Source organism: uncultured Bradyrhizobium sp. (genome assembly GCF_936943645.1).
Taxonomy (GTDB): Bacteria; Pseudomonadota; Alphaproteobacteria; order Rhizobiales; family Xanthobacteraceae; genus Bradyrhizobium.
This window is the reverse complement of record NZ_CAKZJO010000116.1, coordinates 1-14,822: the sequence shown is the minus strand read 5'-3', so window position 1 is coordinate 14,822 and position 14,822 is coordinate 1. Positions and strand designations below refer to the sequence as shown.

At 65.9% G+C, this 14,822-nt stretch carries 16 protein-coding genes; 9 read left to right on the top strand and 7 right to left on the bottom strand.

The window, feature by feature from the left end:
* From Q0743_RS33990 to Q0743_RS33970, 5 genes are all read right to left on the bottom strand, one after another.
* A partial coding sequence (locus Q0743_RS33990) for a lysine--tRNA ligase (protein WP_298245763.1) occupies positions 1–1,464 on the bottom strand: 1,464 nt, incomplete at its 3' end.
* Positions 1,465–1,650: 186 nt separating this feature from the next.
* Positions 1,651–2,586 (bottom strand): transporter substrate-binding domain-containing protein, encoded by a 936-nt coding sequence (locus tag Q0743_RS33985; RefSeq protein ID WP_298245762.1) that lies wholly within the window; start codon positions 2,584–2,586, stop codon positions 1,651–1,653.
* A gap of 150 nt (positions 2,587–2,736) precedes the next feature.
* Positions 2,737–3,327, bottom strand: coding sequence for an SCO family protein (locus Q0743_RS33980; protein ID WP_298245761.1), 591 nt, complete (start codon positions 3,325–3,327; stop codon positions 2,737–2,739).
* A 24-nt stretch (positions 3,328–3,351) separates the two neighbouring features.
* Positions 3,352–3,546 (bottom strand): hypothetical protein, encoded by a 195-nt coding sequence (locus tag Q0743_RS33975; RefSeq protein WP_298245760.1) that lies wholly within the window; start codon positions 3,544–3,546, stop codon positions 3,352–3,354.
* Positions 3,547–3,689: 143 nt separating this feature from the next.
* On the bottom strand, positions 3,690–4,214 hold the full coding sequence (locus tag Q0743_RS33970) for a hypothetical protein (protein ID WP_298245759.1): 525 nt from the start codon (positions 4,212–4,214) through the stop codon (positions 3,690–3,692).
* Between the two features lie 279 nt (positions 4,215–4,493).
* On the opposite strand from Q0743_RS33970, the gene Q0743_RS33965 reads away from it, so the two are divergent.
* From Q0743_RS33965 to Q0743_RS33930, 8 genes are all read left to right on the top strand, one after another.
* The gene (locus Q0743_RS33965; RefSeq protein WP_298245758.1) at positions 4,494–6,152 is read left to right on the top strand and encodes an FAD-binding dehydrogenase; all 1,659 of its coding nucleotides are present in this window, start codon (positions 4,494–4,496) and stop codon (positions 6,150–6,152) included.
* Positions 6,153–6,155: 3 nt separating this feature from the next.
* Positions 6,156–7,073: a PHB depolymerase family esterase gene (locus Q0743_RS33960; RefSeq protein WP_298245757.1), complete on the top strand. Its 918-nt coding sequence runs from the start codon at positions 6,156–6,158 to the stop codon at positions 7,071–7,073.
* 131 nt (positions 7,074–7,204) lie between these two features.
* A complete protein-coding gene (locus tag Q0743_RS33955; RefSeq protein WP_298245756.1) occupies positions 7,205–7,555 on the top strand; it encodes a RidA family protein in 351 nt (116 codons plus the stop codon).
* 154 nt (positions 7,556–7,709) lie between these two features.
* On the top strand, positions 7,710–8,075 hold the full coding sequence (locus Q0743_RS33950; protein WP_298245755.1) for a nuclear transport factor 2 family protein: 366 nt from the start codon (positions 7,710–7,712) through the stop codon (positions 8,073–8,075).
* Between the two features lie 66 nt (positions 8,076–8,141).
* Entirely contained in the window at positions 8,142–8,267 is a 126-nt protein-coding gene (locus tag Q0743_RS33945; RefSeq protein ID WP_298245754.1) for a hypothetical protein, read from the top strand.
* A gap of 63 nt (positions 8,268–8,330) precedes the next feature.
* Positions 8,331–10,916 carry a ligase-associated DNA damage response DEXH box helicase gene (locus Q0743_RS33940; RefSeq protein ID WP_298245753.1) on the top strand — a complete coding sequence of 862 codons (2,586 nt, stop codon included), beginning with the start codon at positions 8,331–8,333 and terminating at the stop codon, positions 10,914–10,916.
* Between the two features lie 42 nt (positions 10,917–10,958).
* Positions 10,959–11,630, top strand: a complete 672-nt coding sequence (pdeM, locus tag Q0743_RS33935) for a ligase-associated DNA damage response endonuclease PdeM (protein WP_298245752.1) — start codon at positions 10,959–10,961, stop codon at positions 11,628–11,630.
* 118 nt (positions 11,631–11,748) lie between these two features.
* A complete protein-coding gene (locus tag Q0743_RS33930) occupies positions 11,749–12,180 on the top strand; it encodes a hypothetical protein (RefSeq protein WP_298245751.1) in 432 nt (143 codons plus the stop codon).
* 113 nt (positions 12,181–12,293) lie between these two features.
* Here the strand turns inward: Q0743_RS33930 and Q0743_RS33925 are convergent, their stop codons facing one another.
* Together Q0743_RS33925 and pyrE are read right to left on the bottom strand one after the other, a co-directional pair.
* Entirely contained in the window at positions 12,294–13,076 is a 783-nt protein-coding gene (locus tag Q0743_RS33925) for a DUF2865 domain-containing protein (protein WP_298245750.1), read from the bottom strand.
* A gap of 294 nt (positions 13,077–13,370) precedes the next feature.
* Positions 13,371–13,934, bottom strand: a complete 564-nt coding sequence (pyrE, locus tag Q0743_RS33920; RefSeq protein ID WP_018647906.1) for an orotate phosphoribosyltransferase — start codon at positions 13,932–13,934, stop codon at positions 13,371–13,373.
* Positions 13,935–14,135: 201 nt separating this feature from the next.
* On the opposite strand from pyrE, the gene Q0743_RS33915 reads away from it, so the two are divergent.
* Complete coding sequence (locus Q0743_RS33915) at positions 14,136–14,762, top strand: glutathione S-transferase family protein (protein ID WP_298245749.1); 627 nt, start codon at positions 14,136–14,138, stop codon at positions 14,760–14,762.
* The last annotated feature ends 60 nt before the right edge of the window (positions 14,763–14,822 follow it).

Here is a 14,822-nt window from a genome sequence, read left to right as displayed (position 1 = left end):
GAACGGCTCGCGGCGGCCGATCTCGTAGACCACGTTCTGGATGTCCTCTGGCGTTGCCTCCGGCGCGAGCTGCGACAGCGCATCGCGCAGGTCCTGCAATGCGGCGCGCTCGGTGTCGTTGGGCACGCGGAACTGCTTCGTCGGCGCGACGAAGTCACGGTAATAGTTGATGGCGTAGCCGACCATGGCGTCGAGCTTCGGATGCGTCTGCGGGCTCACGCCGGGACGGTAGCGGCCGATGAAGCCCCACAGCGTCTCGGCATTCTCCGCGTTCGACGACGACACCAATGTCAGCAATAGCTGGAAGGTGACGGGCATGTCGCCCTGCGGCGGCTTGCCGTTGTGGATGTGCCAGACCGGATTGCCGAGCTGCTGCTTGCCGTCCTGCTTGGGAAAGCCATCAATGAATTGCTGGTAATCGTCGACCTGGCGCGGGATGACGTCGAAAAACAGCCGCTTCGCCGCCTTCGGCTCGCGATACATGAACAGCGACAGCGATTCCGGCGAGGCGTAACGCAACCATTCGTCGATGGTGAGGCCGTTGCCCTTCGACTTCGAGATCTTCTGGCCCTTCTCGTCGAGGAAGAGCTCGTAGTTGAAGCCTTCGGGCGGCGTGGCGCCAAGCGCCCGGGCGATCGCACCGGACAGCTTCACCGAGTCGATCAAGTCCTTGCCGGCCATCTCGTAGTCGACACCGAGCGCGACCCAGCGCATCGCCCAGTCGGCCTTCCACTGGCACTTGACGTTGCCGCCAGTGACGGGCGTCTCGACTTCCTCGCCGCTGTCGGGATCGACATAGGTCACCGTGCCGGCGGCAACGTCGCGGCGGATCATCGGCACCTGGAGCACGACACCCGTGGTCTTGCTGATCGGCAGGAACGGCGAATAGGTCGCGCGGCGGTCCGGGCCGAGCGTCGGCAGGATGATGTCCATGATCTTGTCGTAGGCGGCAAGCATCTTGAGCAGCGTCGCGTCGAAGCGGCCGGACTTATAGTAGACGGTCGAGCTGGCGAACTCGTAGTCGAAGCCGAAATGATCGAGGAACGCGCGCAGGCGCGCGTTGTTGGCATCGCCAAACGACGGATGCTCGTTCGAGAACGGGTCCGGCACGGACGTGAGCGGCCGCCCCAGATATTGCGCCAAGAGATCCTTGTTGGGGACGTTGTCGGGCACCTTGCGGAAGCCGTCCATGTCGTCGGAGAACGCGAGCAGGCGCGTCTTGATCTTGTCCTCGGTCAGGACGCGGAAGGCATGGCGCACCATCGAGGTGCGCGCGACCTCGCCGAACGTGCCGATATGCGGCAGGCCTGACGGGCCGTAGCCGGTCTCGAACAGCACCTCGTCCTTCGGGCTCTTCCTCAGCCGCGCGACAATGGCCTTCGCCTGCTCGAACGGCCAGGCGTTGGATTGTTCGGCGAGCGCACGCAGGTCGCTCGGGCTCATGCTGGGATCGATAACGGACATCAAGAAGGGCCTCCGGGCCGCGGAAAATAGCGAATTTTGCGCGGAATGCAATTTTGTGGGCGGTATAGCCTCTCGCACCGTCATTGCGAGCGAAGCGAAGCAATCCAGAATCTTTCTACGGAAACAGTCTGGATTGCTTCGTCGCAAGGGCTCCTCGCAATGACGGCGGAGAGAGCAGCGAAGTAGTTAGAACGGGCTCACCGAGAAATAGCGCAGCCACAGGTCGGTGTAGCGGCCTTTTTCCCAGACCCGGAACAGCGCCCAGTTCAGGGCCTGGCGCAGCACGTCGTTGCCCTTGCGGACGGCGATGCCGATGCCTTCGCCGAAGAAGCGGCTCTCGACGAAGGGGCCGCCGGAGAAGGCGCAGCAATCGCCGGAATCGGTGCCGTTGATCCAGAACGCCAGCGAGATGGCGTCGCCGAAGATGAAGTCGACTTCGCCCTTGCGCAGAGCGGCACGCATCGCGTCGTCACTGGGATAGGGGTGCAGCTCGGCGTCGGTGAACATCGCCTTCAGATAGGCCTCGTGCGCGGAGCCGGCGATGACGCCGACTTTCTTGCCCTCGAGATATTCCGGGCGGATCTCCGGCATCACCGCGTCCTTGCGCGAGGCGAAGCGCGCCGGCACGCGGTAATAGGGATCGGTGAAATCGACCCGGGCGCGCAGCTGCGGGCTCACCGCCATCGAGGCGATGATGGCATCGCCCCGGTTGGAGGACAGTGCGTCGACCAGCGTCTCGAAGCGGCGCATCTGAACCGTGCAGGTGACCTTGATCTCCTCGCACAGGCTGCGGGCGAGATCGACGTTGAAGCCGGCCGGGTTGCCGTCGGCGCCGGTGTAGTTGAATGGCGGGTAGTCGGTCTCGGTCAGGAAGCGGATCACGGTCAGGCGCGACAGGTCGGGTCGCTCCGGGCGACGTCGCGGATCCCAGAAGCCCGGCACGGCCTGCGGCGCCGCCTGAGGGGCGACCTGCGGCGTGGCCTGGGGCGCCGCCGGGGGCCGCTTGGCGGGCGCCTGGGCGTTCGCGGCGGGCAGGCCTGACAGCAGGCACAGGCCGGCGGCCAGTGCCATCAGCAAGCCACGGACAGATTTGAACGATTTCGCCTGGTGCGACGGAGCCATCGGCCGGAATGAACGAATTTCACTGGGATCGGAGGGCGTTATAGACCATCCCGGCGGGAACGCGAGCCGAAATGCGGCCAGGGTGAAGGTCCCTCCGCCGTCATGCCCGGCCATGACGATGTGGAAAGCGCTGGGCCCAAATCAGGGGCCTCAAAGATACCTCTTCAAATCCGCCGCCGCCTCTTCGGGCGTCCGCTTCAGATTGAACGGCGAGACGAAGCGGCCGTCGCGGTCCATCAGATAGATCAGCGCGGTGTGATCCATGGTGTAGTCGCCGTCCTTGGTCGGGACCTTCTTGGCGTAGACCCGGTAGGAGGTGATGACCTTGGCGGTCTCGGCGGGATCGCCGGAGAGGCCTTCGAGATGCGGATCGAAGCTCGATAGATAGTCCTTCATGGTCGCCGGCGTGTCGCGCTCGGGATCGACCGAGATGAAGATGGCATTGACCCTGTCGGCATCCTTGCCCATCGCGCGCAGCACTTCCGAGATCTCGAACAGCGAGGTCGGGCAGACGTCGGGGCAATGGGTGTAGCCGAAGAAGATCAGGGTCGGCTTGCCCTTCAGGTTCTTGTCGGTGACGGCCTTGCCGTGCTGATCGGTGAGCTGGAACGGACCGCCGATCGCGGCCGGCTGGGCCACCTTGCTGACCCCGCCCATGGCCCAGAACATGATCAGGAGCCCGACAACAAGACTTGCGGCGAAGGCGGTCGCGATCACCAGCGGACGGGTGGCGGAACTCATGAGCGGAAAACTTCCTGTCGCGGATCAGAAGCAGGCGGCGAAGCCGGCCCTGATCATTTCGAAGAACATCTGCGTGCCGTAGTGGAACCACAGCGCCAGCGCGCCGAGCACGAGCAACCCGCCGATCGCCGCGCCCGCCCACAGCAGCACGGACGGCGTCCGGCCGGCAGTGGACGAATTGTCCTGTAACGGATGCGAGGGGTGCAGTGGTTGAGCCATGACAACGATCGGGGGCGGAAGCCCGGTTCCCAGGCTCTCAGATAGGCTTTGGCCCGCCGGGGGGCAAGGCGCCGCCAGCGATCAAGGCGCCGCCAGCGCTCAAGACGCCACGGGCGGGGCGGAACGGCGTCAGGCCGGGAGCGTCAGTGCAGCAGCTGGCCGCGGGCGGATTCGAGTTCCTCCCCCTGCTGCGGCAGGGGCCGGCGCGACGGCTTGATGGTCGAGGCCTGCGCGTCCAGGTAGCAGGGCTTGTACATGGCCTGGAGCTGCTTGCCCTTCAGGAACAGCATGTGCGGGGTGAGACCGCCGCGCTGGCTGATCCAGCGCTTCACCTGCGAGGGGTACATCGCATAGAGCATCTGGGTCGCCTCGGGATTGGTGACGGCGCGGCCGTTGCTGCCGAAATCCCAGGCGGCGTGGAAGCCGAGCGTCGCGCTCGAGGTCACGCAGATGCGGTCATGCGGGATGGCGCCGAGGACGATGGTGCAGGCGGAGGCGCACAGGCCGTCGATGATGACGGTCTCGCCGGATTGACGCAGGTCCTGATACTTGTCGACGTAGGTTCCAATCCGGCCGCCGCGGTCATCCGCGATCCGAACCACCGCGTGAGATGCCCCCATGCCAGCGATCAAGAGAACCGCCGCAAGCAACCCCGTCAGAAACTTCATTGTCCCCCGCCCCAGTCGAATTCGAATCTGCGTGTCAGGTGGTGATGCACTGCTAGCGTCCGTCGTAACCGCGGTTTTGTCTAGGCAGGCCGGCTCGATCAAAACAAATTCAAATCCAGTGTTGCGTCCGCGCTGCACTCGGACGGACTTAATCCCAAAGTGGAACAAGTTAAGGATGTCTTACGCGTCACGCCCTTGATCTCAGTTACAACCGCTGGCTTCAATCCGGGCAAATACAGGGGGAACCCATGGAGAGGGGAATCATGACGGGGGAGAAACATGGCTGAGGAGACCGATGTCATCGTCGTCGGTGCGGGATTGTCCGGCCTCGTTGCCGCAACCGAGATCGCGGACGCGGGCAAGCGCGTGATCGTGGTCGACCAGGAGGGCGAGCAGTCGATCGGGGGCCAGGCGTTCTGGTCGTTCGGCGGACTGTTCCTGGTCAATTCGCCGGAGCAGCGCCGGCTCGGCATCAAAGACTCCTACGACCTCGCCATGCAGGACTGGCTCGGCACCGCCGGCTTCGATCGCGACGAGGATTTCTGGCCGCGCAAATGGGCCGAGGCCTATGTCGCGTTCGCGGACGGCGAGAAGCGCGACTGGCTGCGCGCGATGGGCCATCGCATCTTCCCTGTGGTCGGCTGGGCCGAACGCGGCGGCTACGACGCGATGGGCCACGGCAATTCCGTGCCGCGCTTTCACGTCACCTGGGGCACCGGCCCCGGCATCGTCGAGCCGTTCGAGCGCCGCGCGCGCGAGGCCGTCAAGAGCGGTCGGCTGATCTTCAGGTGTCGCCATCGCGTCGATGCGCTCTCGATCACCAACGGGGCGGTCGATGGCGTCAGCGGCGCCGTGCTCGCGCCTGACAATGTCGAGCGCGGCAAGAGCTCGTCCCGCACCGTGGTCGGTGCGTTCGCGATCAAGGCACAGGCCGTGATCGTGGCCTCCGGCGGCATCGGCGGCAATCACGAGCTGGTGCGGCAGAACTGGCCGGAGCGGCTCGGCACGCCGCCAAAGTTCATGATCTCCGGCGTACCCGAGCATGTCGACGGCCGCATGATCGGCATCACGGAGAAGACGGGCGCACGGCTGATCAACCGTGACCGCATGTGGCACTACGTCGAGGGCATCCAGAACTGGAATCCGATCTGGCCGCGTCACGGCATCCGCATCCTGCCGGGACCCTCGTCGATGTGGTTCGACGCCACGGGCACGCGCTTGCCGGCGCCGCTGTTCCCCGGCTCCGACACGCTCGGCCAGCTCAAATACATCATGTCGACCGGCTACGAGTATTCCTGGTTCATCCTGACCCAGAGCATCATCAAGAAGGAGTTTGCGCTGTCGGGCTCGGAGCAGAACCCCGATCTGACCGGCAAGAGCTGGCGCATGACGATCAAGCGCGCCACCAACAAGGGCGCGCCGGCGCCGGTGGAGGCGTTCAAAAGCCATGGTGTCGACTTCATCGTGCGCGACAAGCTCGAGAACCTCGTCGCGGAGATGAACAAGCTTGCCGGCAGCGACCTCCTCAAGCTCGAGCACATCAGGATGCAGATCGAGGCGCGCGATCGCGAGATCGCCAACCCCTACGTCAAGGATGCGCAGGTGATGAACATCCACAATGCGCGCCGCTATATCGGCGATAAGCTGATCCGCACCGCATCTCCGCACAGGATTCTGGATCCCGCGCAGGGGCCGCTGATCGCGGTCAAGCTCAACATCCTCACCCGCAAGACGCTCGGCGGTTTCGAGACCGATCTCGACTCGCGCGTGTTCGGCGCCGAAGGCAGCGTCATTCCCGGCCTCTACGCGGTCGGCGAAGCCGCGGGCTTCGGCGGCGGCGGCGTGCACGGCTATCGCTCGCTGGAAGGCACCTTCCTCGGCGGCTGCCTGTTCTCGGGCCGCAATGCCGGGCGCGCGGCGGCGAAGGCGGTGGGATAGGCCATGCGGCGGTGGATGCGCATCGGGGCACTGGCCGGGGCATTGGCCGCCGTTTCGGCCGCATCCGCCGAGACGATCGACGTCAATGGCGTCAAGCGTTCCTACACCGCGCAGCTTCCGGCCAAGAAGCCGGCGCCGCTCGTGGTCGTGCTGCACGGCAAGACCCAGCGTGGCGCCGACATGATCGCGCGCACAGCGTGGCCGCAGGTCGCAAAGCGCGAGGGTCTTGCCGTCGTCTTTCCCGACGGCCTCAACCACGCGTGGGCCGATGCGCGAACCAAAGCGGGGCCTGCGCTCCGCGGACCGCCCGAGGGCACCGACGACGTCGCCTTCATCGCAAAGCTCGTCGAGAAGCTGGTGGCGAATGGCACCGCCGATCCAAAGCGCGTCTACGTCACCGGCATCTCCAATGGCGGCGCCATGACGATGACGCTTCTCTGCGCCCGCGCCGATCTGTTCGCGGCCGGCGCGAGCGTGATCATGAACCTCACCGACGAGGCCGCCGTCACCTGTCATCCGTCGCGGCCGCTGCCGATGCTGCTGATGAACGGCACGGCCGATCCGCTGGTGCCTTACGCGGGCGGTCGCGGATCGAACTATTTTGCCGCAGACGGATTCTGGTCGACCGACGAGACGCTGGCGTTCTGGCGCAAGCTCAATGGCTGCGAGACCGTCAACGCGGCCAGCACCGATCTGCCCGACAGGAACGCCGCGGACCAATCCACGGTGACGCGGATCTCCTCGCGCTGCCCCGGAGGCCACGACGTCGTGCTCTATCGCGTCAACCACGGCGGCCATCGCATGCCCGGATTTGCTCCGGATGCCCGCTTCCCCCGGGTCGCAGCCGGACTGCTCGGGCCGCAGAACGGCGACATCGACGGCGCCGAGACGATCTGGGCTTTTTTCAGTCGGTTTCAGTAAGGGCACATCCCTGGCAGTGACGCATGCGCCGCAGGCAATGCATGCGTGGCAGGGCAACGCATGCGTGCCAGGGGTGGCACACAGTAAGTCGCTGGGCTAGACAAGGCCGCCATTTCAGTGAGGAGATCCCAATGAGCATTCAGCGTTTCGAAACCGGTCCGCGCATGAGCCAGGTCGTCGTGCACGGCAACACCGTCTATCTCGCCGGCGTCGTCGCCAACAAGGCGGCCGGCGAAAGCGTGACGAAGCAGACCCAGGACATCCTGGCCACCATCGACGGCCATCTCGCCAAGGCCGGTACCGACAAGTCGAAGCTGCTCTCGGCCACGATCTACATCACCGACATGAAGACCTTCGGCGAGATGAACGCGGTGTGGGACGCCTGGGTCTCGGCCGGCAACACGCCCGCGCGCGCCACCGTCGAAGCCAAGCTGGCGGCGCCGCAATACACCGTCGAGATCATGGTGGTTGCCGCGAAGTAATCTTCGCAACCAACAGAGATGCGAAGAGAGCGCGATGACGACGTCATCGCGCTCTCTTTTTTTGCGCAATGATAACCTCCGAGGTAATCGATCGGCGCGCATGAACCTTCGATAGTGACGGCAGCCGAACACGGCGTCATCGAAGGAGAGCATCATGACCGACCCCACCACCGTCGCCCGCCGCTACATCGAGCTCTGGAACGAGCGCACGGCCGGTCGCCGCCGCGAGCTGCTCGGCGAGAACTGGACGAATGATGCGAGCTATGTCGATCCCCTGATGAAGGGCGATGGCCGCGACGGCATCGATGCGCTGATCGCAGGCGTGCAGCAGCGCTTTCCCGATTTCAAATTCACTCTGATCGGCGAGCCCAATGGCTACGGCGACCACATCCGCTTCTCCTGGGGCCTCGGTCCCGACGGCGCCGACAGCCCGATCAAGGGCACGGATTTCGCCGTGCTGAAGGACGGCCGGATCAGAAGCGTGACCGGATTTCTCGATCAGGTGCCGGCAGGGGCGTGAGACCGCAAACCCTTCGTTGCGCGAGTACGACAGGGAACTGAGTTTGAACTTCCACATGAGGTCGTCATGCCCGGGCTTGTCCCGGGCATCCACGATCTCGGTGCTGCACGAAAGGCGTGGATGGCCGGGACAAGTCCGGCCATGACGACGGTGGAGACCGGCGTGCCCGATGGACAGCATCATACGCGATAGTCCCGTCGCAGGAGAGGGCCGCACCCCTCGACGAAGCGATCCCTACGGCTTACCTGTCATGGCGTGACGCGCCGTATCCTCAAGAGTCAGGCCGAGACGCCTTCGCTGCTGCCCGACCGCTTCAAGGCGTGGTTCGCGGCCCGCGGCTGGTCGCCGCGCGCGCATCAATTGGCACTGCTGGAGAAGGCGCGCGAGGATGCCAGCACGCTGCTGATCGCGCCGACCGGCGCCGGCAAGACGCTGGCGGGATTTCTGCCGACCCTGGTGGAGCTTTCGACCCGGGCGGCCGGACAGAAGGCCGCTGAGCAGCAAAGCCTCGTCTCCACCGGCCGTGGCCTGCAGCGGACCGGTGGCCTGCACACGCTCTACATCTCGCCGCTGAAAGCGCTCGCCGTCGACATCGCGCGCAACCTCGAACGGCCGATCGCGGAGATGGGCCTGCCGATCAAGGTCGAGACCCGCACCGGCGACACGCCGGTGTCGCGCCGCCAGCGCCAGCGGCGCTATCCGCCCGACGTGCTGCTGACCACGCCCGAGCAGCTCGCGCTGTTGCTGTCCTCCGACGACGCGCCGTTCCTGTTCTCCTCCCTGAAGCGCATCGTGCTCGACGAATTGCATGCGCTGGTGACGTCCAAGCGCGGCGATCTGCTCTCGCTCGGCCTCGCGCGGCTGTGGCGCCTTGCGCCGCAGATGCGCGCGATCGGCCTGTCGGCAACGGTGGCTGAGCCGGAGCAGCTCGCGCGCGTCCTGGTTCCGCAGCCCGACGGAAGCGAGGCGGCCGCCGACATCGTCGTTGCCGGCGGTGCGGCGCCGCCGCAAGTCCAGATGCTCGACACCCGCGAGCGCCTGCCCTGGGCCGGCCACAGCGCGCGCCACGCACTCCCGGAAATCTACGAGCTGATCAAGGCGAACAAGACCACACTGGTCTTCGTCAACACCCGCAGCCAGGCCGAGATGCTGTTCCAGAATCTCTGGAGCATGAACGACGACGGCCTTGCCATCGCGCTGCATCACGGCTCGCTCGACGTCGCCCAGCGCCGCAAGGTCGAGGACGCGATGTCGGCGGGCCGCTTGCGCGGCGTGGTCTGCACTTCCTCGCTCGATCTCGGCGTCGACTGGGGCGATGTCGATCTCGTCGTCAATATCGGCGCGCCCAAGGGCTCCTCGCGCCTGATGCAGCGGATCGGCCGCGCCAACCACCGTCTCGACGAGGCCTCGCGCGCGGTGCTGGTGCCGGCCAACCGTTTCGAGGTGCTGGAGTGCCGTGTCGCGATCGACGCCATCGCGGAGAACGCGCAGGACACGCCGCCGCTGCGTACCGGCGCGCTCGACGTGCTGGCTCAGCACGTGCTCGGCTGCGCCTGCGGCGAGCCGTTTCTCTCCGACGAACTCTATGCCGAAGTGCGCACCGCCGCGCCCTACGCCGATCTGTCGCGGCAGGATTTCGACGACGTCGTCGATTTCGTCGCCTCCGGCGGCTACGCGCTGAAGACCTATGAGCGCTTCGCCCGCATCAAGCAGGACAAGGAGGGACGTTGGCGCGTCGCGAACCCGAAGGTGCGGCAGAGCTACCGGATGAATGTCGGCACCATCGTCGAGGACGACATGCTCAAGGTGCGCCTGGTGCGCTCGCGCGGCGGAGGTACGGGCTCCACCGGCGTGATCGCGCGTGGCGGCCGGCTGCTCGGCGAGATCGAGGAAGCCTTCATCGAGGGCCTCTCGCCCGGCGATACCTTCGTGTTCTCCGGCGAGGTGGTGCGCTACGAGACCCTGGTCGAGGACCAGGTCTATGTCTCCCGCGCGCATGACAAGGACCCCAAGGTTCCCTCCTATATGGGCGGCAAGTTTCCGCTCTCGACCTATCTCGCCGAGCGCGTGCGCCGGCTGCTCGACGACGGACGCGCCTGGGGTGGCCTGCCGGAGCAGGTGCGCGACTGGCTGTCGCTGCAGAAGGATGTCAGCCGGGTGCCGGGGGTGCGCGAGCTCCTGGTCGAAAGCTTTCCGCGCGCCAACAAGCATTATCTGGTCTGCTATCCCTTCGAAGGGCGCCTGGCGCATCAGACTCTCGGCATGCTGCTGACGCGCCGGCTGGAGCGTGCCCGCGCGCGTCCGCTCGGCTTCGTCGCCAATGAATATGCGGTGGCGATCTGGGGGCTCGGCGATCTCTCCTTCATGATCCGCAACGGTCGCATCGACCTCAACGCGCTGTTCGACCCCGACATGCTCGGTGACGATCTGGAGGCGTGGCTCGCCGAATCGGCGCTGATGAAGCGCACGTTCCGCAACTGCGCCATCATCTCCGGCCTGATCGCGCGCCGGCACACCGGCGAAGAGAAGAGCCGCCGCCAGGTGCTGTTCTCGACCGATCTCGTCTACGACGTGCTGCGCAAGCACCAGGCCGATCACGTCCTGCTGCGCGCCGCACGTGCCGATGCCGCCACCGGCCTGCTCGATCTGCGCCGCCTCAGCGACATGCTGATGCGCATCCACGGCCGCATCACGCACCGGGAACTCGATCGCGTCTCCCCGCTGGCGGTGCCCGTGATGCTGGAAATCGGCCGCGAGTCAGTCTATGGCGAAGCTGCAGACGAGCTTCTGGCCGAAGCCGCCGATGAGCTCGTCAAAGAGGCGATGGACAGAAGCGGGTAAGACGTGACGACAGGCGCGCAGGTATCGGGGGATGTCGACGACATGCGCGTGTCCACGGTCACCATCAGCGATGTGACCTTCGCCGCCGATCTCTCCGGCGCGCTGTTCTGGGAAGAGCAGCGCCTGCTCGTCGTCTCCGACCTGCATCTGGAGAAGGGCTCCAGCTTCGCCGCCCGCGGCGTGCTGCTGCCGCCTTACGATACGCTGGCGACGCTCAGTCGTCTGGCTGCTGTCGTCTCCCGCCATGACCCGCGCACTGTCATCGCGCTCGGCGACAGCTTTCACGATCGCACCGCGCATGAACGGTTGTCGGCGGACGATCGCGATGCCGTCGCCGCGCTCCAGACCGGCCGCGACTGGATCTGGATCTCCGGCAACCACGATCCGATGCTGCCGCGCGATCTCGGCGGCACTGTCGCGGACGAGGTCGCGATCGGCCCGATCACCTTCCGTCACGAGCCGACCGGGGCGTGCGGCGAGATCGCCGGCCATCTCCATCCCAAGGCACGCGTCTCCGCGCGCGGCCGTTTCCTGGAGCGCCGCTGCTTCGCCTCCGACGGCATGCGCGCGGTGATGCCGGCGTTCGGCGCCTATGCCGGCGGCCTCAGCATCCGCGACGCCGCCTTCGCGAAGATCTTCCCGGCCCGGGGCTTTGTCGCCCATCTGCTCGGCGACCGCCGCGTCCACGCCATTGCGGCCTCGCGCTGCTCCTGAAATTTCAGGGTCGCACTAGAACAAATTAAGAACACTTTAGCAAGTCTTTGATATATCATTGTGATTCGGCGCGTTGCCGACACAATATCTAGCGTTTGTCAGACTTTGCGAGGACTAGATGTCCACCATCGCCTTCGATCAATTTGCCCTTACCCGGATCGCCGATTTCGCGCGGTCGCTGTCACGGCTGCATCAGGCGGCGCGGCGCCAGAGGATCGACGACGATCAGTTCGACCGCGAGTTCAACGCGGTGTGCCAGTCGATCTGGGGCTACACCATCGATGACGTCAGCGACGATCTGTTCGCGGTCGAGGATCATCTGTTTCTGGACACGCTGGACGAAGCGCAGGCGCGCATCTTCGCGGCCGGGCAGGGCTACGACCTCGTCGGCGATCAGGGCATGCTGACGGACTGGTGGGGCTTTTGCTGGATGATCCTGGCCGAGAAGCGCGGATTGTTGACGGCAGAAAACCGCGCTGCCGCGCGCGCGGCGATCGAGGAGAAATATCTGGCGGCGCCGAACGTGATCGGGGTGATCATCGGGAGGTGATGCTCTCTCCTCCGTCATTGCGAGCGCAGCGAAGCAATCCAGAGTGCCCCCGCGGAGGCATTTCTGGATTGCTTCGCTGCGCTCGCAATGACGGCGTGGAGAGAGCGAGGGCCTTAATCCAACCCCGCCCGCTTCGCCGATTTCTGCGTCGTCGCCTTCGGCACCGTCACGTCGGGCAGGGCCTCGCGCACGATCTCGGTCTGTGCCGGCGCATCCGCCGACACGGTCTCTGCCCGCACCGGGGCCACCTTCATCTCGCCGAGGCGGGCGCGGACCTGGGCGGTGAGACCGGGATAGGAGGCGACCGGGGTGAAGTCCGCGGCCTGGTCGTTGCCGACGCGAATGCCGGTATAGGCGACGAGACCATCGGTGGTGGCGATCACGTCGCCGGCCTTCAGCGAGGAATCCAGCGCGAGATCGACCGGGGCAAGGCCGACCGGCTCGCGGCCGTTGCAGGTGCAGTCCGAACGCAGCGCCTTGCGATAGGCAAACGCGTTCTCGCTGTCGGCGTAGCGCTCGCCGGTCTGCGACGCCGCACCATCGATCGAGGAGCCGAAATAGACCTTGGTTGCGCTGGCGGGACAGAACGCCTGACACATCTGGGCCGGCGAGGCGAGGCCGCGCATCAGCGGAAAATATTTGCCGTCGCAGCTGCGCACGCAGAAGGCAGGTCCCGAGCCCCCGGCCGCCGCCGAGCGGGTCGGCGGCACGTATGGCTGGGTTGCGGCATTTTGCTGCCCGGTGAAGGGATCGGCGTAGGAGCTCGCTTGTTGCGGCACCTCGCGCTGCGGCCGCTGCTGTTGCATACCGCCGAAGAAGAAGTCGAACAGGCCTTCGGCCGAAACCGGGGCGGGAGCCGCAAGCAGCGGTGCTGCAAGCGTGGCGGCCACAAGCATCGCGCGACGCCGCCGGCGCGCATGGGACAGGACTGTACGCAACGCTCACTCCACCCGACGCTACTGAACCGGCCGGGATCCCCTGAGGGATCTCAGCACATGATTCACCATAAGGCGGGATGGTAAATGAGCGGTTGAGGGGGAGCCGGTCTCGTGCCCCGGACGCGGCGCAGCGCTCCTTCAGCGGTGCGCTGCAGAGCCGGGGCCCATGCCGATGCCGAAAAGAGCTGGGTCCCGGTTCTGCGTCGCAGCGTTACACGCTGCGCCGCGCCCGGGACACGGGAGAGAGAGCCGTTAAGCCTTCAAAAATTCCGACGCCTTGTACAGCGAGCGGAACGGCAGGCCGGCCGCGCCAAAAGTGTCGGTGGCGCCTTCCTCGCGATCGACCATGGTCAGCACCAGCACCACTTCGGCACCGGTCTCGCGCACGGATTCCACCGCCTTCATCGCCGAGCCGCCGGTCGTGGTGACGTCCTCGACGATGACGACGCGCTTGCCGGCGAGCGTCTCGCCCTTGGGCAGGCCTTCGATCGCGAGCTTGGCGCCGTGCTCCTTGGGCTTCTTGCGCACGAAGAAGGCCGCGATCGGATGGCCCTTGATCCAGGAGATCTGCGCCAGCGCGCCGGCCAGCGGCACCGCGCCCATCTCGAGGCCCCCGATGAAATCGAGCTGGTCGTCCTTCAGCGCTTCATAGGTCAGCTCGGCGAGCAGCGTCGCGCCCTCGGGGTCGAGCATGGTCGGCTTGAGGTTGAAGTAGAAATCGCTCTTGCGGCCCGACGCGAGCGTCACCTCGCCGCGGCCGAAGGAGCGCCGGCGGATGATTTCGAACAGGCGGGCGCGGGAGGCGGATTTCGACACGGCGGTCCCTCGAACAGGGTTTTTGGAGGAGGCGGAATTTATCCGCGACCGCCGCGACATTCCAGAGGGGGCGCCCCTCGTCAACAGGGATCGGCCATCCCCGGCCGCCGGTTGTGGGGCCGCGACCTTCTGGAGTAGGTGAGAGCCCGGATCGAGCCGACGCCTCCTCGGGGAGGAAACGGGCATGGGAAGGAAACGAAAATGACCATCGAGCTGCACACCTGGAACACGCCGAACGGCCGCAAGATCTCGGTCGCGCTGGAGGAGATGGGGCTGCCCTACAAGGTGATTCCGGTGAACATCACCAAGGGCGAGCAGATGGCCGAGGGGTTCCTGAAGCTCTCGCCGAACAACAAGATCCCGGCAATCGTCGACCCCGAGGGCCCGGACGGCAAGCCCGTGAGCGTCTTCGAATCCGGCGCGATCCTGCTGTATCTCGGTGAAAAGACCGGCAAATTCCTGCCGAAATCGCTCGGCCAGCGGATTCCTGTCTACGAATGGCTGATGTGGCAGATGGGCGGCTTCGGCCCCATGCCAGGCCAGGTGCACCATTTCATCGCGCTCGAGAACGAACAGGACCGCGCCTACGGCCTGAAGCGCTACATGGCCGAGACCCGCCGGCTCTATGGCGTGCTGGACCGTCGGCTGGCGGACCACGATTTCGTCGCCGGCGAGCTCTCGGTTGCCGATTTTGCCATCCTCGGCTGGGCCTGGCGCCACCCTCGCCACAAGGTTGATCTGGCCGACTTCCCCAACGTCAAGCGCTGGTACGAGGCCCTGATGGCCCGTCCGGCCGTGAAGCGGGGGATGGAGGCGAAGCTGGATTGATGGTGCTCTTACCCTCCCCTGGAGGGGTCCGGGACGAGCGTAGCTCGCCCGTGGTCGATC